The 24,899-nt window shown below is 71.6% G+C and carries 18 protein-coding genes; 8 read left to right on the top strand and 10 right to left on the bottom strand.

Translation table 11 applies throughout. From position 1 onward, the window contains the following. The first annotated feature begins 86 nt into the window (after positions 1-86). Both D581_RS0119775 and D581_RS0119770 read left to right on the top strand, forming a co-directional pair. Positions 87-632 (top strand): DUF6114 domain-containing protein, encoded by a 546-nt coding sequence (locus D581_RS0119775; protein WP_018958943.1) that lies wholly within the window; start codon positions 87-89, stop codon positions 630-632. Beyond that, a complete protein-coding gene (locus D581_RS0119770) occupies positions 622-1,959 on the top strand; it encodes a hypothetical protein (protein WP_018958942.1) in 1,338 nt (445 codons plus the stop codon). The genes D581_RS0119775 and D581_RS0119770 overlap by 11 nt, the downstream gene beginning before the upstream one ends. A gap of 100 nt (positions 1,960-2,059) precedes the next feature. On the opposite strand, the gene pyk is transcribed toward D581_RS0119770, so the two are convergent. The 3 genes from pyk to pta form a co-directional block, all read right to left on the bottom strand. Then, positions 2,060-3,487: a pyruvate kinase gene (pyk, locus tag D581_RS0119765; protein ID WP_018958941.1), complete on the bottom strand. Its 1,428-nt coding sequence runs from the start codon at positions 3,485-3,487 to the stop codon at positions 2,060-2,062. Positions 3,488-3,592: 105 nt separating this feature from the next. After that, the gene (locus D581_RS0119760) at positions 3,593-4,804 is read right to left on the bottom strand and encodes an acetate kinase (RefSeq protein ID WP_018958940.1); all 1,212 of its coding nucleotides are present in this window, start codon (positions 4,802-4,804) and stop codon (positions 3,593-3,595) included. 65 nt (positions 4,805-4,869) lie between these two features. Next, entirely contained in the window at positions 4,870-6,951 is a 2,082-nt protein-coding gene (gene pta / locus D581_RS0119755; protein ID WP_018958939.1) for a phosphate acetyltransferase, read from the bottom strand. 335 nt (positions 6,952-7,286) lie between these two features. On the opposite strand from pta, the gene D581_RS0119750 reads away from it, so the two are divergent. Then, entirely contained in the window at positions 7,287-8,312 is a 1,026-nt protein-coding gene (locus D581_RS0119750; protein WP_018958938.1) for an ATP-dependent 6-phosphofructokinase, read from the top strand. A gap of 88 nt (positions 8,313-8,400) precedes the next feature. Here the strand turns inward: D581_RS0119750 and D581_RS0119745 are convergent, their stop codons facing one another. From D581_RS0119745 to D581_RS0119735, 3 genes are all read right to left on the bottom strand, one after another. After that, positions 8,401-9,105 carry a helix-turn-helix domain-containing protein gene (locus D581_RS0119745; protein ID WP_026290708.1) on the bottom strand — a complete coding sequence of 235 codons (705 nt, stop codon included), beginning with the start codon at positions 9,103-9,105 and terminating at the stop codon, positions 8,401-8,403. Between the two features lie 181 nt (positions 9,106-9,286). Next, positions 9,287-9,961: a response regulator gene (locus D581_RS0119740; RefSeq protein ID WP_018958936.1), complete on the bottom strand. Its 675-nt coding sequence runs from the start codon at positions 9,959-9,961 to the stop codon at positions 9,287-9,289. Further along, entirely contained in the window at positions 9,958-11,706 is a 1,749-nt protein-coding gene (locus D581_RS0119735) for a sensor histidine kinase (protein ID WP_018958935.1), read from the bottom strand. Before D581_RS0119735 ends, D581_RS0119740 begins: the two co-directional genes overlap by 4 nt. 157 nt (positions 11,707-11,863) lie before the next feature. Between D581_RS0119735 and D581_RS0119730 the strand changes: the two genes are divergently transcribed. The 5 genes from D581_RS0119730 (at position 11,864) to D581_RS0119710 (ending at position 16,666) form a co-directional block, all read left to right on the top strand. After that, positions 11,864-13,228 (top strand): C4-dicarboxylate transporter DctA, encoded by a 1,365-nt coding sequence (locus D581_RS0119730; RefSeq protein ID WP_018958934.1) that lies wholly within the window; start codon positions 11,864-11,866, stop codon positions 13,226-13,228. Positions 13,229-13,461: 233 nt separating this feature from the next. Further along, positions 13,462-14,769, top strand: a complete 1,308-nt coding sequence (locus tag D581_RS0119725; protein ID WP_018958933.1) for an LAETG motif-containing sortase-dependent surface protein — start codon at positions 13,462-13,464, stop codon at positions 14,767-14,769. A gap of 81 nt (positions 14,770-14,850) precedes the next feature. After that, entirely contained in the window at positions 14,851-15,261 is a 411-nt protein-coding gene (locus tag D581_RS0119720) for a MerR family transcriptional regulator (RefSeq protein ID WP_018958932.1), read from the top strand. Then, positions 15,258-15,623 carry a thioredoxin gene (gene trxA / locus D581_RS0119715; RefSeq protein ID WP_018958931.1) on the top strand — a complete coding sequence of 122 codons (366 nt, stop codon included), beginning with the start codon at positions 15,258-15,260 and terminating at the stop codon, positions 15,621-15,623. Before D581_RS0119720 ends, trxA begins: the two co-directional genes overlap by 4 nt. Positions 15,624-15,760: 137 nt before the next feature. Further along, complete coding sequence (locus D581_RS0119710; protein WP_018958930.1) at positions 15,761-16,666, top strand: imine reductase family protein; 906 nt, start codon at positions 15,761-15,763, stop codon at positions 16,664-16,666. Between the two features lie 91 nt (positions 16,667-16,757). Here D581_RS0119710 and glgB read toward each other — a convergent pair whose 3' ends face one another. From glgB to D581_RS0119690, 4 genes are all read right to left on the bottom strand, one after another. Next, positions 16,758-19,181 (bottom strand): 1,4-alpha-glucan branching enzyme, encoded by a 2,424-nt coding sequence (glgB, locus tag D581_RS0119705; protein ID WP_018958929.1) that lies wholly within the window; start codon positions 19,179-19,181, stop codon positions 16,758-16,760. Between the two features lie 87 nt (positions 19,182-19,268). Continuing rightward, positions 19,269-20,690, bottom strand: coding sequence for a maltokinase N-terminal cap-like domain-containing protein (locus D581_RS0119700; protein ID WP_026290706.1), 1,422 nt, complete (start codon positions 20,688-20,690; stop codon positions 19,269-19,271). A 236-nt stretch (positions 20,691-20,926) separates the two neighbouring features. Beyond that, the gene (gene treS, locus D581_RS0119695; protein WP_018958927.1) at positions 20,927-22,633 is read right to left on the bottom strand and encodes a maltose alpha-D-glucosyltransferase; all 1,707 of its coding nucleotides are present in this window, start codon (positions 22,631-22,633) and stop codon (positions 20,927-20,929) included. Further along, complete coding sequence (locus D581_RS0119690; RefSeq protein WP_018958926.1) at positions 22,630-24,648, bottom strand: alpha-1,4-glucan--maltose-1-phosphate maltosyltransferase; 2,019 nt, start codon at positions 24,646-24,648, stop codon at positions 22,630-22,632. The genes treS and D581_RS0119690 overlap by 4 nt, the downstream gene beginning before the upstream one ends. Positions 24,649-24,899: the final 251 nt, after the last annotated feature.

Genomic DNA, 24,899 nt, shown 5'->3' with positions numbered 1-24,899 from the left:
AGGGTGACCGGAACGTCCTCTCCGGGCCTTCCGGTCGCCCACCCTCCCCATCTCACGGCAGTACCGGTTCCAGGGAGCTGTTTTCCATGAGCCCCGAGTCCACAGGGCAGAACGAGCACTACATCCGCGTCATTCGGCGACGCTTCCGCGCCTGGCGGGGTCACCGGCCGTTCTGGGCCGGACTGTTCACCATGGCCGGTGGTATCCCCATCGCCTACTTCCCGTACGCCAGCATGACGCTCGGCAACATGACGCTGGCCATGTCCACCACGGCCGGCGCCGGATCCCTGATCATCGGGGTCCTGCTGATCACGCTCGGCCTGACGATGTGGTACCACAGCATCGTGCGGGTCTTCGCCGGTGTCGCGGCCATCCTGCTCGCGCTGATCTCCATCCCCGTCGCCAACATCGGCGGCTTCGTCATCGGATTCGCCCTCGCCCTCGTCGGCGGAGCCATGTCCATCTCCTGGGCCCCGGGCAAGCCGGAGGACGCCGAGGGGACCCCGCTCGCCGAGCACCCCGACGAGGAGCGCTCCGCGGGCGAGTCGCGCGCCGCGGCCGTGCCGCAGCAGCAGGGCGCCGGGTACGACCTGGCAGCCGGCGCCGACGGCGGGAGGCATCGTGCGGGGTGACGACGGACAGCAGGTGAACGCCCACCCCGGCGACGACCTCCGCGAGCGCAGGGGCCCCCGTCACGCGGCCCCCAGGAAGTCGCTGCTGACCAAACTCCACCTGCCCAGCGGCAAGAAGGCCCTGGCGCTCGCCGCGATGCCGACGGCGGTCTTCGTGGGCATGGGGCTGACGCCCAGGCTGGCCCTGGCCGACGACCGCGCCGACATCCCGTTCGCGCCCGGACCGTGCGTCACCCGGTCCGACGAGCCGAGCGCGTCCGAGTCGCCGAACGCCACCCCGTCCCCGTCGGCCACGGCGAAGGACGAGTCCGACAAGGGCGAGTCCGACAAGGACGCGAAGCCCGGCGACGACGCCACCGCCACGCCCACGACCTCGCCCTCGGCCGGCGGTTCCGCCGACGGGGCGAAGCCCGACGCGGACGCGGACAAGCCGGCGCGGGCCGCCGGGGAGACGCCCGCCGAGGCGCCCTCCGCGACCCCGACGCCCACGAAGTCGAAGAACCCGCTGGACCCGCTCGGGGTCGGCGACGCGCTCAAGGACCTCTTCGACGGGCCGGACGACGGGGCCGGGACCGAGAAGCCGGCGACTCCGTCCCCGAGCCCGACGACCGAGGCCCCGAAGCCGTCCGACGAGCCGGAGGACCCGGCGAAGGACCCGGCGAAGGACACGGCCGGGAGCGCGGCGGACAAGGCGCAGGAGACGTCCGACAAGACGGCCGACGCCATCCGCGAGGCGGCCCGGAGGGCGGGCAAGGACGTCGAGGAACTCGACGAGGACGTCAAGGGACTCGACCCCAAGAAGGACGAGGACATCCCGGACGGCGCCAAACCCCGCTTCCCGTGCCCCGAGCCCGACCCGGACGCGCTCGCCGCGGCCGAACTGGAGCCCGGCATGCCGCTGCTCCCGTCCGACCCGTGGATCCTGGAGTCGACGCTGCTCACCCTCAACGGCCTGGACTACCACGGCATCGTCGAGGTGAAGAAGGCGGACGGCAGCATCAAGAAGGTGCTCAAGTTCACCGCCGGTTCCATCGACATCAAGGACCTGCACCAGCTGACCGTCGGCCCCGCGGGCACGACCGGCCATGTGAAGTCGCGGCCAGGATCCACCTCGACGATCCGCGACGGCGAGGTGACGATGTACACGGAGGAGCTGAAGGGCAACCTCTTCGGTCTCATCCCGATCACCTTCAGCCCTCAGACCCCGCCGCCGCTGAACGTGCCCTTCGCCTTCTTCACCAAGGTGAAGGTGGTCCAGGCCGGCCAGTTCGGTGGCACGCTCACCGTTCCGGGGCTGAAGAACTACCTCGACGGCGGCAACGGCTGACAGCCGCCCGCCCCCGGTCCCGCCCGGGAGCCGCACAGGGCCGTGGGCGGTACTCCTGATCAGGAGTACCGCCCACGGCCCTGTCGGTGCGGGGTGCGGGTCAGTCCCGCTCGCCGCCCAGGTGGTGCACCCGGACCATGTTGGTGGTGCCGGGGACGCCGGGGGGCGAGCCGGCGGTGATGATCATCGTGTCGCCGTCGTTGTAGCGGTTCAGCTTCAGCAGCTCCGCGTCGACCAGGTCGACCATCGCGTCGGTGTTGTCCGCGTGCGGGACGACGTGCGACTCGACGCCCCAGCTCAGGGCGAGCTGGTTGCGGGTGGCCTCGTCCGTGGTGAAGGCCAGGATCGGCTGGGCCGTGCGGTAGCGGGAGAGACGGCGGGCGGTGTCGCCGGACTGGGTGAAGGCGACCAGGGCCTTGCCGTCCAGGAAGTCCGCGATCTCGCAGGCGGCGCGGGCCACCGAACCGCCCTGCGTACGGGGCTTCTTGCCGGGGACCAGCGGCTGGAGGCCCTTGGAGAGCAGCTCCTCCTCCGCCGCGACGACGATCTTCGCCATCGTCTTGACCGTCTCGATCGGGTAGGCGCCCACCGAGGACTCGGCGGAGAGCATGACCGCGTCCGCGCCGTCCAGGATCGCGTTGGCGACGTCGGACGCCTCGGCGCGGGTCGGGCGCGAGTTGGTGATCATCGACTCCATCATCTGGGTCGCCACGATCACCGGCTTGGCGTTGCGCCGGCACAGCTCCACCAGGCGCTTCTGCACCATCGGGACCTTCTCCAGCGGGTACTCGACGGCCAGGTCGCCGCGGGCCACCATCACACCGTCGAACGCCATGACGACGCCCTCCATGTGCTCGACCGCCTGCGGCTTCTCCACCTTGGCGATGACGGGGACCCGGCGGCCCTCCTCGTCCATCACCTTGTGGACGTCCTTGACGTCCTCGGCGTCCCGGACGAAGGAGAGGGCGACCAGGTCGCAGCCCATCCGCAGCGCGAAGCGCAGGTCCTCGACGTCCTTCCCGGACAGGGCGGGGACGTTGACCGCCGCGCCGGGCAGGTTGATGCCCTTGTGGTCGGAGATGACACCGCCCTCGATGACGATGGTCCTCACCCGGGGGCCCTCGACCGCGACGACCTTCAGCTCGACGTTGCCGTCGTTGATCAGGATCGGGTCGCCCTTGACGACGTCGCCGGGCAGGCCCTTGTAGGTCGTGCCGCAGATCGACTTGTCGCCGGGGACGTCCTCGGAGGTGATGGTGAACTCGTCCCCGCGGACCAGCTCGACCGGGCCCTCGGCGAACTTCGCCAGCCGGATCTTCGGGCCCTGGAGGTCGGCGAGCACGCCCACCGCGCGGCCGGTCTCGGCGGCCGCCTTGCGGACACGGTCGTAACGGCCCTGGTGTTCCTCGTGGGTACCGTGACTGAAGTTGAAACGGGCCACGCTCATGCCGGCCTCGATCAGAGCGACGAGCTGCTCATGGGAGTCGACGGCGGGACCGAGGGTGCAGACGATTTTGGAACGGCGCATGAGGCGGATCCTATCGGTTTGTTTCACTGCGGAATATTCCGTCTGGTGGAAGATACAAAGGGGCGCGGGGGTGCTCAGTTGTCGACCCCTCCGAGGCCCCGCGGGCTACGGCCGGCCGACGAGCGCGAACGTCTGGTCGGCGATCTCCAGCTCCTCGTCCGTCGGTACCACGGCGACCGCCACCCGCGCGTACTCCGGCGAGATCAGCCGCGGCTCTGGGGACCGTACGGCGTTGAGCGAGGCGTCCACCGCCATGCCCAGCTCCTCCAGGCCCGCGATGGCAGCTTCCCGCACCGGGGCCGCGTTCTCCCCGACCCCCGCCGTGAACGCCACCGCGTCCACCCGGCCGAGCACCGCCGTATAGGCGCCGATGTACTTCTTCAGCCGGTGGATGTAGATGTCGAAGGCCAGCGCGGCCCGCTCGTCGCCCTCGTCGATCCGGCGGCGGATCACCCGCATGTCGTTGTCGCCGCAGAGGCCGACCAGCCCGCTCTTCTTGTTCAGCAGGACGTCGATGTCGTCGGCCGACATGCCCGCCACCCGCTTCAGGTGGAAGGTGACCGCCGGATCGATGTCCCCGGAGCGCGTACCCATCACGAGCCCTTCCAAGGGCGTCAGCCCCATGGAGGTGTCCACGCACCGCCCGCCCGCGACCGCCGAGGCGGACGCCCCGTTGCCCAGGTGCAGCACGATGACGTTCACGTCCTCCGGCGCCCGGCCCAGCAGCTCGGCCGTCTTCCGCGAGACGTACGCGTGCGAGGTGCCGTGGAAGCCGTAGCGGCGGATGCGGTGCGCGTCGGCGGTCTCCACATCGATCGCGTACCGCGCGGCCGCCTCCGGCATCGTCGTGTGGAACGCCGTGTCGAAGACCGCGACCTGCGGCAGGTCCGGGCGCAGCGCCCGCGCCGTGACGATGCCCGTGATGTTCGCCGGATTGTGCAGCGGTGCGACCGGGACGAGGCGCTCGATCTCCTTCAGCACCTCGTCGGTGACCACGGTCGGCGCGGTGAACCGCAGCCCGCCGTGCACCACCCGGTGCCCGACCGCGGCGAGTTCGGGGGAGTCGAGGCCGAGGCCGTCCGCCGCCAGCTCCTCGGCCGCCGCCTTGAGCGCCGCGTCGTGGTCCGCGATCCGGCCCGTACGCTCACGGGGCTCGGCACCGCCGCCGGTCAGCGGCGTGTGCACCAGGCGCGAGGTCTCCTCGCCGATCCGCTCGACCAGACCCGAGGCGAGCCGGGAGCGGTCGCGCATGTCGAGGAGCTGGTACTTCACCGACGAGGAGCCGGAGTTGAGGACGAGGACGCGGTGCGGTTCCACAGGGGCTGCCGTGCTTTCGTTTCCGGAGTCGGTGGCCGGGGGAGTGGCCGGGGGAGTGGGTGTCGTCATGCGGGGCGCTCCTCGCCCTGCGCCTGGATCGCCGTGATCGCCACGGTGTTGACGATGTCCTGGACGAGCGCGCCGCGCGACAGGTCGTTGACCGGCTTGCGCAGACCCTGGAGCACCGGGCCGACCGCCACCGCGCCCGCCGAGCGCTGCACGGCCTTGTAGGTGTTGTTGCCGGTGTTCAGGTCCGGGAAGATCAGCACGGTCGCCTGGCCGGCCACCTCGGAGCCGGGCAGCTTCGTCGCCGCGACGGACGGCTCGACCGCCGCGTCGTACTGGATGGGCCCCTCCACCCGCAGCTCGGGCCGCTCCGCCCGCACCCGCTCGGTGGCCTCGCGGACCTTGTCGACGTCCGCGCCGGAGCCGGAGGTCCCGGTGGAGTACGACAGCATCGCGATCCGGGGCTCCACGCCGAACCGGGCCGCCGTCACCGCCGACTGCACCGCGATGTCCGCGAGCTGCTCCGCGTTCGGGTCCGGGTTGACGGCGCAGTCGCCGTACACGAGGACCTTGTCGGCCAGGCACATGAAGAAGACGGACGACACGATCGACGCGTCCGGCTTCGTCTTGATGATCTCGAACGCCGGGCGGATGGTGGCCGCCGTGGAGTGCACCGACCCGGACACCATCCCGTCGGCGAGACCCTCCCGCACCATCAGCGTGCCGAAGTAGTTCACGTCCGCCACCACGTCGACGGCCAGCTCCACCGTCACCCCGCGGTGCGCGCGCAGTTCGGCGTACCGCTCGGCGAAGACGCCCCGCAACTCCGAGGTGTGCGGGTCGATCAGCTGGGTGTCCGCGAGATCGATGCCGAGATCGGCGGCCTTCTTCCGGATCACGTCCACGTCGCCGAGCAGCGTGAGGTCGCAGACGTCCCGGCGCAGCAGTACGTCGGCGGCGCGCAGCACCCGCTCCTCGGTTCCTTCCGGCAGCACCACGCGCTTGCGGTCGGAGCGGGCCTGCTCCAGCAGCTCGTGCTCGAACATCATCGGCGTGACGCGTCCGCTGCGGGCCACCGAGATCCGGTCGAGGAGGGCGGCGGTGTCGACATGTCGCTCGAACAGGCCGAGGGCGGTCTCCGCCTTGCGGGGGGTCGCCGCGTTCAGCTTCCCTTCGAGGGCGAAGAGTTCACCGGCGGTGGGGAAGGAGCCGCCGGCCACCGACACGACCGGGGTCCCCGGTGCGAGCCGGGCGGCCAGCGTGAGTATCTCCTCGCCGGGGCGCTCGTTCAGGGTCAGCAGGACGCCCGCGATGGGCGGGGTGCCCGCGCTGTGCGCGGCCAGCGAACCCACCACCAGGTCCGCCCGGTCCCCGGGGGTGACCACCAGACAGCCGGGCGTCAGCGCGTTCAGCAGGTTCGGCAGCATGGCCCCGCCGAACACGAAGTCCAGCGCGTCGCGCGCGAGCCCCGAGTCGTCGCCGAGCAGCACCGTACCGTCCAGCGCCGCGGTGATCTGGGCGACCGTGGGCGCCGAGAGCGCCGGGTCGTCCGGCAGGACGGAGACGGGCACCGGCAGCCGGGCCGCGAGCCGCTCCGCGATCGTCGCGCGGTCCTCGGCGGCGACCCGGTTCACCACCATGGCCAGCACATCGCAGCCGAGGCCCGCGTAGGCGCGGTAGGCGTTACGGGTCTCGGCGCGGACGGACTCCGCGTTCTGCCCCTTGCCGCCGACCACCGCGATCACCGAGGCCCCGAACTCGTTGGCCAGCCGGGCGTTCAGCGCCAGCTCGTCGGGGAGCTGGGTGGCGGCGAAGTCGCTGCCCAGGACCAGGACCACCTCGTAGTCGCGAGCCACCTGGTGGAAGCGTTCGACGAGCCGGGAGACCAGCTCGTCCGTGCCCTTCTCCGCCTGCACGGCGGAGGCCTCGTGGTAGTCCAGACCGTAGACGGAGGCCGGGCTCTGGGAGAGCCGGTAGCGGGCCCGCAGCAGCTCGTAGAGCCGGTCGGGCCCGTCGTGGACCAGCGGACGGAAGACGCCGACCCGGTCCACCTGACGCGTCAGAAGCTCCATGACTCCCAGCTCGACGACCTGCCGGCCGTCCCCCCGGTCGATCCCGGTCACGTACACGCTGCGCGCCACGCGTGCTCTCCCGTCCTCGTGTTCGGTGCCGCGACCCGTAGGGCGTCCGGACGTGCGGTGACGCCCCCCGTGCCCGCCCGGTGATCCGCCGGGTGCGGCATTGGCCTGCATTGCCTCTTGACGATACCTGCGGGGGCCGCTATGCCGCCCGCCGGAGGCCTCGCCCGGTCGGCCGGGCACAGCGGCCACCGGCCGAGGGCCCTCCTACCCCCTGCGCCCGGCCGAAAGCGCGGGGCCCGTGCCGGGCGTGGGACAATCGTCCTGGTTCAGGGCACGGAGGCCGCCACGGTCGGTCTCCCGGAAAAGCGCGACTAGCGAGCAGGAGACACACCTCGATGCGCATCGGAATTCTCACCGCGGGCGGCGACTGCCCCGGCCTGAACGCAGTGATCCGGTCGGTCGTCCACCGGGCCGTGGTCGGCCACGGCGACGAGGTCATCGGCTTCGAGGACGGCTTCAAGGGGCTGCTCGACGGCCACTTCCGCCCCCTCGACCTCAACGCGGTCAGCGGCATCCTCGCCCGCGGCGGCACCATCCTCGGCTCGGCCCGCCTGGAGCGCGACCGGCTGCGCGAGGCCGCCGAGAACTGCGAGGAGCTGTCCCGCCGCTACGGCATCGACGCGCTCATCCCGATCGGCGGCGAGGGCACGCTCACCGCGGCCCGCATGCTCGCCGACGCGGGCATGCCGGTCGTCGGCGTCCCGAAGACCATCGACAACGACATCTCCTCCACCGACCGGACCTTCGGGTTCGACACGGCGGTGGGCGTCGCGACCGAGGCCATAGACCGCCTCAAGACCACCGCCGAGTCCCACCAGCGGGTGATGGTCGTCGAGGTCATGGGCCGGCACGCGGGCTGGATCGCGCTGGAGTCCGGCATGGCCGGCGGCGCCCACGGCATCTGCCTGCCCGAGCGCCCCTTCCAGGTCGACGACCTGGTCAGGATGGTCGAGGAGCGGTTCGCGCGCGGCAAGAAGTTCGCCGTCATCTGCGTCGCCGAGGGCGCGCACCCGGCGGAGGGCTCCATGCCGTACGCCAAGGGCGCGATCGACCAGTACGGCCACGAGCGCTTCCAGGGCATCGGCAACCGCCTCGCCATCGAGCTGGAGACCCGGCTCGGCAAGGAGGCCCGGCCGGTCATTCTCGGCCATGTCCAGCGCGGCGGCACGCCGACCGCGTACGACCGGGTGCTCGCCACCCGCTTCGGCTGGAACGCCGTGGAGGCCGTGCACCGCGGCGACTTCGGCCGGATGACCGCCCTGCGCGGCAACGACATCGCCATGGTCCCGCTCGCCGACGCCGTCACCCAGCTGAAGAGGGTGCCCGCCGAGCGGATGTACGAGGCCGAGTCGGTCTTCTAGCCGCCCTTCCGGTGGTCGTGTTTCAGGCAGCGGCAGCCCCTCCAGAACCGCACGGGCCGCACCGGCCGCACGGGCGGCCCGTGCGGGGTCACACCCCGGCGGTCCGCCAGAACTGGTCCACCACCCGGGACAGGAACGCCCGGCCCGCGTCGCCCGTCGACCCGGCGCGTTCCTGGCCCGTGCTGCTCCAGCTCAGCGTGGAGACCATCAGGGCCTGGTAGTCGGCGTGCAGCTGTTCCAGCACGTCCTGGATCAGCGCCCGGTCCAGCGGGACGATCTTGGCGACCGGGCGGACGTACGCCTGCCAGCGCGTGGTGACCGCGCTGCTCAGCAGCTCCGCCAGCTCCGCGTCGCGGCCCGTCGCCGTCAGGAACTGCGCGGCCGTCAGCTCCAGCGCCCGGCACAGGGCCGCCGACTGCTTCTCGTTGCCCCGCCAGCGCCCCGACTCCTCCATCCGCAGGTACGAGGCGCCGGTCATGCCCAGCAGGCGGGCCAGGTCGTCCACGGTCAGTTCCCGCGTCATCCGGTGCTCGCGCAGCGTGGCGGCGGCCGCCAGCAGCTCCCCGGGGGCGCACCAGAGTACGCCGGCGAGGGCGGTCAGCTCGCGCTCCCCGGGCGTCGCGAGGCCGCGCTCCCAGGCGATGACGGTCTCTGCGCTGATCCGGAGTCCGTACTGGGCGGCGAGCCCGTAGGCGACATGGCCGGGAGCCATCCCCAGAGCCTCACGGAGACGGCGCGCGGCAGGGGCGTTGAATGGCGGGGTGGGGTGCACGGGCCCACCGTAGAAGTCCATTTCCGCCCTGGCTACGGTACGTTCCCCACAGATCACGCTTCGTAGGAACCTCCAGTCGCGAACCGGGCGGGCGGTACGCGAATACCGTCCCACCAGCGCTTTCTTTTGCTCCTCCGGAGGAGCGTGCCACGGCCGTGAAACCGACCGGCAAGCGCTTGTCGGCCCTTCCCGTGCCGAACGGTCAGCGCCCCGAGGCCAGCCAGCGGTAGTGCAGTTCCGGTCGGCCGACCTGCCCATAATGCGGACGCCTCGTGGCGCTGCCGACGGTCACCAGGTGCTCCAGATACCGCCGGGCCGTGATCCGCGACATGCCCAGCCGCTCCCCGGCGGCGGCCGCCGTCACCCCTTCCGGCGACTCCTTCAGCACCCGGGTCACGGACTCCAGCGTCGGGCCGCTGAGCCCCTTGGGCAGCGCGGCCGGATGCGCGACCCGCAGCGCGCCCAGCGCCCGGTCCACCTCCTCCTGTCCGCTCGCCTCCCCGGCGGCGGCCCGGAACTCCGCGTACCGCACCAGCCGGTCCCGGAGCGTGGGGTACGTGAACGGCTTCAGCACGTACTGCACGACGCCGAGCGACACCCCCTCCCGCACCACCGCGAGATCCCGCGCCGAGGTCACCGCGATCACGTCCGCCCCGTGGCCGGAGGCGCGCAGCGAGCGCAGCAGCCCGAGCCCGTGCCCGTCGGGCAGATAGAGGTCGAGGAGCAGCAGATCCACCGGCGTCCGCTCCAGTGCCCGCACCGCCGCCGCCCGGGTGTGCGCCACCGCCGTGACCGTGAAGCCCTCCACCCGCTCGACGTACATCTGGTGGGCGTCGGCGGCCACCGGATCGTCCTCCACCACCAGGACCCGGATCATGCCGTGACCTCCTGGTGCGTGGACCCGGACCCGGACCCGGACCCGGGCGCGGACCCGGACCCGGGCGCGGGCCGTGAACCCGCCGGCGCCCGGGCCGGCAGCGGCAGCCGTACGGTGAACCGCGCGCCGCCGTCCGGACCCGCGTCCAGCTCCACGGTGCCCCCGTTGCGGTACGCCGCCTGCCGCACCAGCGCCAGACCGAGCCCGCGCCCCGCCCCGTGCGTCGACCAGCCGCGCCGGAACACCTCGTCCGCTGCCTCCGGGCGGATGCCCGCTCCGGTGTCCGCGACCCGCAGCAGCAGCTCCCGCTCGTCCGCGAGCGCCGTCACGGTGACCCGGGCCCGCCCCACCGGGCCTCCGGGCGTCCGGGGCGCGGGCACCGTCGCGGCGCCGACGTCCGAGCCGTCGTCGGCGCCGTCCGAAGCCGCTTCCACCGCGTTGTCGATCAGGTTGCCCAGGATCGTCACCAGATCACGCTGGGCCAGCGAGGGCGGGAGCGCCCCGTCGTCGATCAGGCTGTCCTCCGCGAGCACCAGCTCCACGCCCCGCTCGTGCGCCTGGGCGGCCTTGCCCAGCAGCAGCGCCGCCAGTACCGGTTCCTCCACCGCCCCCACCACCCGGTCGGTCAGCACCTGCGCCAGCTCCAGCTCCGCCGTCGCGAAGTCGACCGCCTCCTCCACCCGGCCCAGCTCGATCAGCGACACCACGGTGTGCAGCCGGTTCGCCGCCTCGTGGGCCTGGGAGCGCAGCGCCTGCGTGAAACCGCGCTCCGAGTCCAGCTCCCCGGTCAGCGCCTGCAATTCGGTGTGGTCCCGCAGGGTCACCACCGTGCCGCGCCGCTCACCGCCCACCACCGGACGGGTGTTGACCACGACGACCCGCTCCGCCGTCAGGTGCAGCTCGTCCACCCGCGCCTCGGACGCCAGCAGCGCCCCGGTCAGCGGCGCGGGCAGGGCCAGCTCGTCGACCGTACGGCCGACCGCCTCCGCGTCCGGCTCCAGACCCAGCAGCTCCCGCCCGGCGTCGTTGATCAGCGCGATCCGCCGCCGCCCGTCGAGCATCAGCAGCCCCTCGCGCACCGCGTGCAGGGTGGCCTGGTGGTAGTCGTGCAGCCGGCTCAGCTCGGCCGCGTTCATCCCGTGGGTGTGCCGCCGCAGCCGGGCGTTGACCACGTACGTGCCGATCCCGCCGAGCGCCAGCGCCCCGCCCGCCGCCAGCGCGAGCGCGCCGAGCTGGTCCCGTACCTGCGAGGAGACCCGGTCCACGGTGATGCCCGCGCTGACCAGGCCGACGATCCGCCCGTTGTCGCGGATCGGGGTCACCACCCGTATCGAGGGGCCCAGTGTGCCGGTGTACGTCTCGGTGAAGGTCTGCCCGCGCAGGGCCTTCGCGGTGTTCCCGAGGAAGGTGTCCCCGATCTGATCGGTGTCCGGATGCGTCCAGCGGACCCGTTCGGTGTCCATGATCGTGATGAAGGCGATCCCGGTGTCCTCGCGCACCCGCTCCGCGTACGGCTGGAGCGCGGCGGACGGGTCCGGCGTGCGGATGGCCTCCCGTACGGAAGGGGAGTCGGCCACCGCCAGCGCCGCCACCCGCACCTGCCGGGCAGCTGTCTCCTCGGCCTGCGCGCTGCCCGAGACGTACGCGAAGACGGCGCACCCGGCCACCACCGCGGCGATCAGTACGACCTGCATGGCGAAGAGTTGGCCCGCCAGGGACCGGGGGCGGGTACGGGGGAGGCGCATACCCCACAGTCTGCCTCGCCCCGCCGGGCCTTCTCCGGGTGGCCGGAAAGCGACCGTGAACGATATGAACGCAAGGGTGACCGGGGTCACAGCTCAGTGGATAGTCACCGAAGCCCCCAGGGACGGGGGCGCTATGACCGAGCCGAGGAGCCCCACCATGGCTGTGGCAGCCAAACAACGGGACCGCACCCACTACCTGTACATCGCCGTGATCGCCGCCGTGGCGCTCGGCATCCTGGTGGGCTTCGCGGCCCCCGGGGTGGCCGTCGAGCTGAAGCCCATCGGTGCCGGCTTCGTGAACCTGATCAAGATGATGATCTCGCCGATCATCTTCTGCACGATCGTCCTGGGCGTCGGCTCGGTGCGCAAGGCCGCCAAGGTCGGCGCGGTCGGCGGTCTCGCGCTGGGCTACTTCCTGGTCATGTCGACCGTGGCCCTCGCCATCGGCCTGCTCGTCGGCAACGTCCTGGAGCCCGGCTCCACCCTCCACATCACCGAGCAGGCGCGGGCCGCCGGCGAGGCGCAGGCGTCGGGCGCGAGCGAGTCCACCGTGGACTTCCTGCTCGGCATCATCCCGACCACGATCGTCTCCGCCTTCACCGCGGGCGAGGTCCTCCAGACCCTGCTCGTCGCGCTGCTCGCGGGCTTCGCGCTCCAGGCGATGGGCTCGACCGGCGAGCCGATCATCCGCGGCATCACCCACATCCAGCGCCTCGTCTTCCGCATCCTCGCCATGATCATGTGGGCCGCCCCGGTCGGCGCGTTCGGCGCGATCGCCGCGGTGGTCGGCGAGACGGGCCTCGACGCCCTGAAGTCCCTGGCGATCATCATGATCGGGTTCTACGTCACCTGCGCGCTGTTCGTCTTCGTGGTGCTCGGCGCGATCCTGCGCCTGGTCGCCGGGGTGAACCTGTTCTCGCTGCTGAAGTACCTGGGACGCGAGTTCCTGCTCATCCTGTCCACCTCCTCCTCCGAGTCGGCCCTGCCGCGGCTGATCGCGAAGATGGAGCACCTCGGCGTCAGCAAGCCCGTCGTCGGCATCACCGTGCCGACCGGCTACTCCTTCAACCTCGACGGCACCGCGATCTACCTCACGATGTCCTCGCTGTTCATCGCCAACGCGATGGGCGACCCGCTGAGCGCGAGCGAGCAGATCTCGCTCCTGATCTTCATGGTCATCGCCTCGAAGGGCGCGGCGGGCGTGACCGGCGCGGGTCTGGCGACCCTGGCCGGCGGACTCCAGTCGCACCGCCCCGAGCTCGTCGACGGCGTCGGCCTGATCGTCGGCATCGACCGCTTCATGAGCGAGGCCCGCGCGCTGACCAACTTCGCGGGCAACGCCGTCGCCACGGTGCTGGTCGGCCACTGGACCAAGGAGATCGACAAGGACCGGGTCGACGAGGTGCTGGCCGGCCGGGTCCCGTTCGACGAGAAGACCCTCGTCGACGACCACGCGCCGGCAGGCGGCTCGGGCGAGGTCCCCGAGCAGCGGGACACCGCGGAGCAGCCCGCGAAGGTCTGACCCGACGCCCCGCTCCCACATTCCTCATCCCTCACAGCCACTGCGGCGCCCCCCACCCGAGGACACCCGTACCCCCGGTACGGGTGTCCTCGGTCTCCATGTCCGGTACTGGTGCCTTGTGTCCGTGTTCTGTCACGACTGCTCCGGACCGCGCAACCCTCCCCGTCCGGCACCGGTCTTGAGAGGTGCAGGACCGCAGTCCGCCCACGAGCCCCCACGACCGAAGGACTTCCATGCGCATCCCCCCTTCCCGCAGCCGTACCCTGCGCGGCGGGACCGCCGCCGTAGCCACCGCGGCGATGGTGGCGCTGGGCGCCGTGCCGGCGCTCGCCACCGAGCCGGAGCCGGACCTCGGCGTCGGAACGATCGCACCGATCAAGGGGGTTCAGGCCGGCAGCGCGTTCTCCACACCCCTGACCTTCCTCAACAAGGGGACGGAGGAGGTGCCCGTCTCCTACGTGACGTACGCCGTGTCGCCCGGTCTCCAGGCCGACGAGATGTACAAGAACTGCAGCTACTACACGATCCCCTCCCACGACGAGATGCCCGACTCCCACGTCGCCGCCTGCACGATCGACCAGCCGCTGAAGCCCGGCGTCGTCTACGGGACGGAGAAGCCGCTCTCGCTCAAGGCGCTCGACTCCGCGCTCAACGACGACCTGCGGGTGACGCTGGGCGTCACCGAGCCGGACCCGGACCAGGGCGACAGCGGCTCCACCGACCCGGTCCAGGGCACCGGCGACCCGCTCACCCTCGTGGAGAAGGGCCCCGCCACCGACGCCGACCGGAAGAACCACCCCGAACCGGCCGCCTCGGCCGACGTCACCGCGGCGAACACCGCCGACTTCGGCCTGACCGGCGCCGAGCTGAAGGGGAAGGTCGGCGACAAGGTCGACGCGACGGTGAAGTTCGCCAACAAGGGCCCCGCCCGGGTGCAGGGGAAGATCGACGAGAGCGTGACCACCGTCGACATCCGCATCCCGAAGGGCACCTCCGTCGTCAAGGCGCACGGATACTGCGACGCGGTCACCAAGACGCACTACAGCTGCGGGACCTCGCAGTCCTGGGTGGACGCGGACGGCGGCGAGAGCTACCCCTTCGTCCTGCGCATCGACAAGGCGGTCGGCCGCACCACCGGCGAGGTCTCCTTCAGCGGGCAGGAGCGGCCCTTCGACCGGAACGCGGCCAATGACACCGCGCGGATCGTGATCGACACCGGCAAGGAATCGGACACCTCGGGCTCCACCGGTTCCACCGGCGGTACGGGGGGTACGGGCGGCTCCCCGTCCACCGGAGGCTCCGGGTCCACCGGCTCCACCGGCTCCACGAGCACCGTCGGCGGGACCGGCACCACCGGCGGCTCCGCCGACACGGGCGGCTCGACGGCCGGGGGCGCGACCCCGCAGACGACCGGCGGCAACCTCGCCGCGACCGGCTCGGACTCCACCGCCCCGCTCGTCGGCATGGCGGCCGCGGCGGTCGCCGCGGGCGGCGGCATCATCTGGGCCGTACGCCGGCGGACGGCGGCCCGCGCCAACTGACGGCGCGGCGCCGACGCCCTTGCGTTGTGCCCTTGCGGTTGCCCTTGCGTTGACGTCGGCGTCAAGGAATACGTTCGTCCCATGCGAATCGGGGAGCTGGCGAGACGAGCCGGGACGACGACGCGGACGCTCCGCTACTACGAGTCGCGCGGACTGCTGCCCGCGCGGCGCGCGGAGAACGGCTACCGCAGCTACGACGAGGGCGACCTGCGCCTCCTCCAGCAGATCCGGACCCTCCAGGACTTCGGGTTCGACCTGGAGGAGACGAGGCCCTTCGTCGACTGCCTGCGCGCCGGTCACCCGGCCGGGGACTCCTGTCCCGCCTCGCTCGCCGTCTACCGGCGCAAGCTCGACGAGCTGGACGCGCTGATCGGCCAGCTCACGTCGGTGCGTGCCGAGGTCGGCGCACAGCTCGCCCGAGCCGAACTGGAGGCGTCGGCCGCCCTGCGCGGTGGACCGGCGCCCCGCTGCGAACTGGGAGGACACCCATGATCCGGACCGAAGCCGTCACCGACGTCACCGAGGAGACCTTCGAGGCGGAGGTGCTGGCATCCGCGCTGCCCGTGCTGGTGAAGTTCACCGCCGACTGGTGCGGCCCCTGCCGCCAACTCGCCCCCGTGCTGGGGGAGATCGCCCGCCAGGAGGCCGACCGAATCAAGATCGTCCAGCTCGACGTCGACCGGGAACCCGGCATCCCCGTCCGGTACGGCGTGCTGGCGACACCCACCCTGATGGTCTTCCGGGCGGGCGAGCCGGTGAAGTCGATCGTCGGCGCCCGACCGAAGCGGAAGCTGCTCCAGGAGCTGGCGGACGTCCTCGCCCCGGCCGCCCCCACCGACCTGAACCGCCCCTGATCGCACAGAGCCGCACCGCCCCTGACCTGAACTGCCCCTGCCTGAACCGCACTGACCTGGACGCTTTCCCCGAAGTGCGTATCTGACAGTCAAGTGGGTTATGGTCAGGGGCGGTTCGCCCGGCCAGCATGATCCCCATGACGCGAGCGAACACGACCACTGCCCCCACCTCCGACCTCACCCCCGTCACCGTCCTCGGCCTCGGTGACATGGGCCGCTCCCTGGCCCGCGCCTTCGTGGCCGCCGGCCATCCCACCACCGTCTGGAACCGTTCCCCCGAGAAGGGCGAGGACGTCGTCTCCCTGGGCGCGGTGCGGGCCGCCTCCGCCGAGGAGGCCGTGCGGGCGAGCGGACTCGTCGTGGTCTGCCTCGTCGACTACGACGCCTCCGACGCGGTCCTGCAGCCGCTGGTCGGGGCGCTGGAAGGGCGGGTCCTGGTCAACCTCTCGTCGGACACCCCGGCCCGGTCGCGGGAGACCGCCGCCTGGGCCGAGAAGCACTCCCTGGCGTACCTCGACGGGGCGATCATGGTGCCGGTCGACGTGGTCGGCTCTGCGGACGCACTGGTGTTCCACTCCGGCGACCGGGCCGCGTTCGAGGCGCACGAAACCACCCTCCAGGCGCTCGGCGCGCCCGCCACCTTCCTCGGCGAGGACCACGGGCTCGCCGCCGCCTATGACATGGCGATGCTGGACTTCTTCTACGGAGCCATGGGCGGCCTCGTCCACGCCTTCGCACTGGCCCGGGCGGAGGGCATCGACGGCGCCTCGCTCGCCCCCTACCTCAACACGATCGCGGGCATCCTGCCGCCGATCGCCGCTGAGACGGCGAAGGACATCGACACGCGTTCGTACGCGGGCGAGGGCGCCAACCTCGCCATGATGGCGGCCAGCGTCGACCACATCCTGCACACCGCGAAGGGCCGCGGCCTGGACGTCTCGCAGCTCGCCGCGCTCAAGGGCGTCACCGACCGGGCGATCGCCAAGGGCCACGGCCCCGACTCCTGGTCGAGCATCGTCGAGGTGATGGCCGCCGATCACTGACCCGCCGGCTACGGGGGAGGGGTCCGCACCAGGCCCGTACCACGTCGTCACCGACGCGGTACGGGCCCCGGGCCCGTTCACCCCGGCCGTGCTACGCCGGGCGGAACCACACCGTGGCCAGCGGCGGCAGCGTCAGCGAGATGCTGCACGGGCGGCCGTGCGCGGACACCGCCTCCGCCTTCAGCGGCTCCTCGTTGCGCACGTCGCCACCGCCGTACCGGGCGGCGTCGGTGTTCAGCACCTCCACCCAGCCCTCCGTACCGGTCTCCGGCACCCCGAGGCGGTAGTCGCTCCGGACCGCCGGGGAGAAGTGCGAGACCGCCAGCAGCGGGGAGCCGTCCGCGTCGTACCGCAGGAACGCGAACACGTTGTCCTCGGCCGCCCCGCCGTCCACCCAGCTGAACCCCTCCGGCACCGTGTCCCGCTGCCACAGCGCGGGCACCGCCCCGTACACCGCGTTCAGGTCCCGGACCAGGTCGCGCACCCCGCGGTGGTCGCCGGACGCCCCGTAGGAGGGGTCCAGCAGCCACCAGTCCGGCCCGTGCCCCTCGGACCATTCCGCCCCCTGGGCGAACTCCTGGCCCATGAACAGGAGTTGCTTGCCGGGATGGGCCCACATGAAGCCCAGGTAGGCGCGGTGGTTGGCGCGCTGCTGCCACCAGTCGCCGGGCATCTTCGCCACCAGCGCCTGCTTGCCGTGCACCACCTCGTCGTGCGAGATCGGCAGCACGTAGTTCTCGCTGTACGCGTACACCATCGAGAACGTCATCTCGTCGTGGTGGTACTTGCGGTGGACCGGCTCCTTGGCGATGTACTGGAGCGAGTCGTGCATCCAGCCCATGTTCCACTTCAGCCCGAAGCCCAGGCCCCCGCCGTCGGTGGGCCGGGTGACGCCGTCCCAGGCGGTGGACTCCTCGGCGATGGTGACGACACCGGGGTTGCGCCGGTAGACCGTCGCGTTCATCTCCTGGAGGAAGGCGACCGCGTCCAGGTTCTCCCGGCCGCCGAACTCGTTGGGCGACCACTGGCCGTCCTCGCGGGAGTAGTCGAGGTAGAGCATCGAGGCCACCGCGTCGACCCGCAGCCCGTCGATGTGGAACTCCTCGCACCAGTACGTGGCGTTGGCGACGAGGAAGTTGCGGACCTCGGTGCGGCCGTAGTCGAACTCCAGCGTCCCCCAGTCCGGGTGCGCCGCGCGCCGCGGGTCGGAGTGCTCGTACAGCGGGCGTCCGTCGAACTCGGCCAGCGCCCAGTCGTCGCGCGGGAAGTGCGCCGGAACCCAGTCCATGATCACGCCGATGCCCGCCCGGTGCAGGGCGTCCACCAGGAAGCGGAAGTCGTCCGGGGTGCCCATCCGCGAGGTCGGCGCGTAGAACCCGGTGACCTGATAGCCCCAGGAACCGCCGAAGGGATGCTCGGAGACCGGCATCAGCTCGACATGAGTGAAGCCCAGGTCCTTGACGTAGGCCGGGAGCTGCTCGGCGAGCTGACGGTACGTCAAACCCGGCCGCCAGGAAGCGAGATGCACCTCGTACACCGAGAACGGGGCCTCGTGGACCGGCCGGTCGCCCCGGTGGGCCATCCAGTCTGCGTCCTGCCACTGATGGTGCGACGCGGTGACGATCGAGGCGGTCGCGGGCGGCACCTCGGTGCGCCGGGCCATCGGGTCGGCCCGCACCGTGTGCGAACCGTCCGGGCGGCAGATGTCGTACTTGTACAGCGCGCCCTCGCCGACCCCGGGCAGGAACAGCTCCCACACCCCGGTCGAGCCGAGCGAACGCATCGGGAAGCCCGTGCCGTCCCAGTAGTTGAAGTCACCGGTGATCCGCACGCCGCGCGCGTTCGGCGCCCAGAGGGTGAACCGGGTCCCGGCCACCCCCTGGTGCTCCATCGGCTCCGCGCCGAGCGCCCGCCACAGCTCCTCGTGGCGGCCCTCGCCGATCAGGTGCAGATCGAGCTCGCCGATCGCGGGCCAGAAGCGATACGCGTCCTCCACCTCGATGGTGTTGTCGTCGTACGCCACTTCGAGCCGGTACGCGGGGGCCTCCGGCACCGGCAGCACACCGGAGAAGAAGCCGTCGCCGTCGTCGTGCAGTTCGGCCCGCAGCCCGGTCGCCAGCACCGTGACCGACCGGGCGAACGGCCGCAGCGCCCGTACCAGCACTCCGCCGGGGATCGGATGCGCGCCGAGCACGTCGTGCGGCGCGTGGTGGTCACCGGCCAGCAGCCGGCCGCGGTCCGCGCCGTCCAGGGCCGGTGCGGGGCGGGCGCCCTGGCCGTCCCCGGCCGGCCGGGGACGCGGCGGGCCCGCGTCGGCGCGCCGGGGCCGGGCACGCCCGGCGGTCGCGGTCCTCGTGGTGGTCGCGGCGGTCGCGGGCGTCGGCGCCGCCGCCACGTCGTCGGCGGCTTCGGCGGGTGCCTCGACCGGCGCTTCGGCAGGGATCTCGACGGGCAGTTCGGCGGGCACGTCGGCGGTCTTGCGGGATGCCTTGCGGGACGGCTTGCGGGCGGTCACAGGGACTGCCTCCTCGGAGGGTGAAGGGGGAAAGCGCGGGGTGGAGGGAAGGAACGCGGGGTGGCGGGAAGGAACGCGGGGTGCGGCTCAGGCCGCTGCGGACTGGGCCAGTCGCTGGATGGCCGCCATCGGGACCGGCAGCCAGTCGGGGCGGTGCCGGGCCTCGTACAGCACCTCGTACACGGCCTTGTCGGTCTCATGGGCCCGCAGCAGCTCCGGTTCCCCGCGCGGGTCGCTGCCCGACGCCTGCGCGTAGCCCTCGCAGTAGGCGGCACGGCAGCGGGCCGCCCACTCCGGGTTCCACGGGCGGTGCGAGCGGGCCGCGTAGTCGAAGGACCGCAGCATGCCCGCGACATCACGGACGGGGGGCGCGGGCATGCGGCGCTCGGGGAGCGGGCGGGCCGGTTCGCCCTCGAAGTCGATCAGCGACCAGAACCCGTCGGCGGAGCGCAGCGTCTGTCCGAGGTGGAGATCGCCGTGCACCCGCTGCTGGGCCCAGCAGCTGCCCCGGACCCCGAGGTCCGTCACCGCCTCGAACGCGGCGCGCAGTCCGGGGACGTACGGCACGAGCGCGGGGACCGCCTGGGCGGCGGCATCGAGACGCTGGGCCATCCGGGAGACGAGCTGCCGCGTCTGGGTGCCGTGCAGCGCCGGGGTCGGCAGCGCGGCGGCGAGCGCGGTGTGGACCTCGGCGGTGGCCCGGCCCAGCGCCCGGGCCTCGGTGAGGAAGTCGCGGCCCGCGGCGAGCGCGCCCAGCGCGAGCTGCCAGCCGTCGCGCGCGCCGTGCAGGAAGGGCTGGAGGACGCCCAGGGTGAGCGGTTCGGGTCCTGGCGCCTCGAACCAGGCGACGGGGGCCGGTACCCGCTCGCACCCCTCGCCGTTGAGGGCGAGCGGCAGTTCCAGGTCCGGGTTGGTGCCCGGGAAGACCCGCCGGAAGATCTTGAGGATGTACGCGTCCCCGTAGACGAGCGAGGAGTTGGACTGTTCGGCGTCCAGCACCCGGGGCGCGAGACCGGCCGGGATCGCGGCGGTCCGCTCGAAGCGCAGCGAGCCGAGACTCCCGGGGCGGCGGAAGCGCTCCAGCAGCAGATCGGCCAGCCGCGGGTCGTGCAGCGCGTCGTAGACGGCCCGTCCGGCGAGCGGGCCCCGTTCGACCCGGCCGATCAGGGCGCCCGCGAGGCGGGGTGGAAGTGACGTTCTTGCACCGAGGAGCAGTTGGTAGCAGTCCTCGGCCGGGCGGGTCGGCTGGGAGGGCTGCTCGACCCGCACCAGCAGGTGCAGCAGCCCCGGGCCCGCCGTGCCGTCCAGCGGCAGCATCTCGGTGGCGGAGACCAGGGAGAAGCCGGTGACCGGCCGGCCCTTGCCGGCGAACCACCGCTGCCGGGGCAGCCAGGCGTGGAGCAGCGGGGCGAGGGACGGCAGCAGGTTCCCGTCCTTCGTCACTCCGGTCGTTGCGCTGTTCCTCGTGCTCTTCGCCAGGGCGACGTGAGTGGATGCAGCCTCCGACATGGCATCGCGTCCTTTCCCCGGGCACACCACAGGATGCGAAGAGTGTCCCGGATTGCGGCAATGGCTGTCCGGCTGTGCGGGACGTGTCGGGTCAGGAGCGTCTCTACGGACTCGAACGGCGGAACGGTGAGGGCCGAAGACGCCGGAAGGGGCAAGCAAGGGCCAAGGCCTTTCCCTGGCGTCAGGGTGCCCCGTGCGGGACGGCGGAAACCGCCCCGCACGGGGCGGGACCGGCATCAGGCCGGCGGCGCGTCCTTGCGCAGCCGGAACCAGTAGAAGCCGTGTCCCGCAAGGGTCAGCAGGTAGGGCCACTGGCCGATGGCCGGGAAGCGTACCCCGCCGATCAGTTCCACCGGATGACGTCCGTTGAACGATCGCAGGTCCAGTTCCGTCGGCTGTGCGAACCGCGAGAAGTTGTGCACGCACAGGACGAGATCGTCCCCGTACTCGCGGGTGAACGCCAGCACCGCCGGGTTGGACGAGGGCAGTTCGGTGTACTCGCCGAGACCGAAGGCCGGATTCTGCTTACGGATCTCGATCATCCGGCGGGTCCAGTGCAGCAGCGAGGACGGCGAGGCCATCGACGCCTCGACGTTGGTGACCTGGTAGCCGTGGACCGGGTCCATGATCGTGGGGAGGTAGAGCCGCCCCGGATCGCTGGAGGAGAACCCGGCGTTGCGGTCGGGCGTCCACTGCATCGGGGTGCGCACCGCGTCCCGGTCGCCCAGCCAGATGTTGTCGCCCATCCCGATCTCGTCCCCGTAGTAGAGGATCGGGGAGCCGGGCAGCGACAGCAGCAGGGCGGTGAACAGCTCGATCTGGTTGCGGTCGTTGTCCAGCAGGGGGGCAAGACGCCGCCGGATGCCGATGTTGGCGCGCATCCGCGGGTCCTTGGCGTACTCCGCGTACATGTAGTCGCGCTCTTCGTCCGTGACCATTTCGAGGGTCAGCTCGTCGTGGTTGCGCAGGAAGATGCCCCACTGGCAGTTCTTCGGGATCGCCGGGGTCTTGGCCAGGATCTCGGAGACCGGATAGCGGCTCTCGCGGCGCACCGCCATGAAGATCCGCGGCATCACGGGGAAGTGGAACGCCATGTGGCACTCGTCCCCGCCCTGCTCGTAGTCGCCGAAGTAGTCGACGACGTCCTCCGGCCACTGGTTGGCCTCGGCGAGCAGCACGGTGTCGGGGTAGTTGGCGTCGATCTCCTTGCGGACCCGCTTGAGGAAGTGGTGGGTCTCGGGGAGGTTCTCGCAGTTGGTGCCCTCGCGCTGGTAGAGGTAGGGCACCGCGTCGACCCGGAAGCCGTCGATGCCCAGGTCCAGCCAGAAGCGCAGGGCCGCCAGGATCTCCTCCTGCACCGCCGGGTTCTCGTAGTTGAGGTCCGGCTGGTGCGAGAAGAAGCGGTGCCAGTAGTACTGCTTGCGCACCGGGTCGAAGGTCCAGTTGGACGTCTCGGTGTCGACGAAGATGATCCGGGCGTCCTGGAACTGCTTGTCGTCGTCCGCCCAGACGTAGTAGTCGCCGTACGGCCCGTCCGGGTCGGTGCGGGACTGCTGGAACCACTCGTGCTGATCGCTCGTGTGGTTCATGACGAAGTCGATGATGACGCGCATGCCCCGCTGGTGCGAGGCGTCCACGAACTCCACGAAGTCGGCGAGATCGCCGAACTCCGGCAGGACGGCGGTGTAGTCGGAGACGTCGTAGCCCCCGTCGCGCAGCGGCGACTTGAAGAACGGCGGCAGCCAGAGGCAGTCGACGCCGAGCCACTGGAGGTAGTCCAGCTTGGCGGTGATGCCCTTGAGGTCGCCGATTCCGTCGCCGTTGGAGTCCTGGAAGGACCGGACGAGTACCTCGTAGAAGACGGCGCGCTTGAACCAGTCGGGATCGCGGTCCTTGGCGGGAGTGTCCTCGAACGTGTCGTGGACAGGCTCATTGACGATCATGGTGTGGGTGACCCTCCGGTCGGCGGGGACGGTCGCAGGACGGCGATGTGCGCGGGCGTGATGCCCGGTTCTAGGCGCACATAGAAGGCCCTGCCCCAGTGGTAGGTATCGCCGGTGAGCTCGTCGCGCACCGGTACGCGCTCGTGCCATGGCAGGCCGAGCCGCTCCATGTCCAACGAGACCGTGGCCTCCTGGGTGTGGTGCGGGTCGAGGTTCACGACCACCAGGACGGTGTTCGTTCCGGAGCGCTTGCTGTAGGCGATCAGCGCTTCGTTGTCGGTGTGGTGGAAGTGGACGTCGCGCAGCTGCCGCAGAGCGGGGTTACGCCGGCGGATCCGGTTCAGCGAGGTGATCAGGGGCGTCAGCGTGCGGCCCTCGCGTTCCGCCGACTCCCAGTCCCTCGGGCGCAGTTCGTACTTCTCCGAGTGCAGGTACTCCTCGCTCCCCGGCTTGGCCGGGGTGTTCTCGCACAGCTCGAATCCCGCGTACACGCCCCAGGAGGGGGCCAGCGTCGCGGCCAGGACCGCCCGTGCTTCAAAGGCCGGGCGGCCGCCCTCCTGGAGGTAGCCGGGAAGGATGTCGGGGGTGTTCACGAAGAAGTTGGGCCGCATGTACGAGGCGGCCTCGCCGGCCAGCTCCGTGACGTACTCGGTCAGCTCCTGCTTGGTGTCGCGCCAGGTGAAGTACGTGTACGACTGCTGGAAGCCGACCGCGCCCAGGGTGTGCATCATCGCCGGGCGGGTGAACGCCTCAGCCAGGAAGATGACGTCGGGGTCGGCGCCGTTGATCTCCCCGATGACCTTCTCCCAGAAGACCACCGGCTTGGTGTGCGGGTTGTCGACCCGGAAGATCCGCACCCCGCGGTCCATCCAGAAGCGCAGGATCCGTACCGTCTCCGCCACCAGACCGCGCATGTCCTTGTCGAAGGCGATCGGATAGATGTCCTGGTACTTCTTCGGCGGGTTCTCGGCGTACGCGATCGAACCGTCGGGGCGGTGGTGGAACCAGTCCGGGTGCTCCTTGACCCACGGGTGGTCCGGCGAGCACTGGAGCGCGAAGTCCAGCGCGATCTCCATCCGCAGATTGCGGGCCACCGACACGAAGTGGTCGAAGTCCTCCAGCGTCCCCAGCTCCGGGTGGACCGCGTCGTGCCCGCCGTCCGGCGAACCGATCGCCCACGGCACGCCCGGGTCGTGCTCCCCGGCCGTCAGGCTGTTGTCCGGGCCCTTGCGGTGGGTCGTCCCGATCGGGTGGACCGGCGGCAGGTACACGACGTCGAACCCCATCGCGGCGACCGCAGGCAGCCGCTCGGCAGCCGTCCGGAAGGTGCCGCTGACCAGCCGTGTCTCCGCGTCCGGCGAGGTGTCCGCCGGGTCCACCGGCACCCGCTTCGCGCCCTCCGAGCGGGGGAACAGCTCGTACCACGACCCGGACAGCGCCCGCTCGCGTTCCACCCGCACCGCCAGCGGCTTGGAGCGGGTGACCAGTTCGCGCAGCGGATACCGGGCCAGGACGGCGTCGGCGGCCGGGGTCAGGGCGGCGGCCAGCCGGGCGGCCGGCGGGTGGGCCGTGTCACGCAGCGCGTCCACCGCGGCCAGCACCGCCTCGCGGCCGTGCTTCTTCGGGACGCCCGCAGCGGCCCGCTCCAGCAGCGCCGCGCCCTCCGCCAGCACGAGATCCGTGTCGATGCCCGCCGGGATCTTGATCGCGGCGTGGTGCCGCCAGGTGGTGACCGGATCGCTCCAGGCTTCCACCGTGTACGTCCAGCGGCCCTCGGAGGTCGGAGTGACATCGGCCCCCCACCGGTCCGTGCCCGGCGCCAGCTCGCACATCGGGGTCCACGGCCCGACCCGTCCGCTCGGATCGCGCAGCACGACATTGGCGGCCACCGCGTCATGGCCTTCGCGGAAGACGGTGGCGCTGACCTGGAAGGTCTCACCGGTGACGGCCTTCGCCGCCCGTCTGCCGCAGTCGACGAGAGGACGGACGTCCAGGACGGGAATACGACCGATCATGGAATCACCTGAGGGCTGAAGGAGCTCGGCGTGCACGGGGGACGGCACGGGCGCGGAGGACCGACCGCGTGTGCCGCGAGGACGGGGATCTGTCCTTTGTAGCTGCTCGGCTGTCTGCTGACGGGCTGTGGGCATGGCCGCTCCTGTCCGCGTTCACTCGAATGGCACTCGAATGGGTGGGTCGCGGGGGTTTCGCGCATGTTTCTGGACGCACGGAGAAGGTCTGCGGGCCGGGTCGTGTGGGGACGTGC

This window comes from Streptomyces sp. CNB091 (assembly GCF_000377965.1).
Note: the sequence above shows the minus strand (reverse complement) of the source record. Positions and strands in the feature narration are given on the sequence as shown.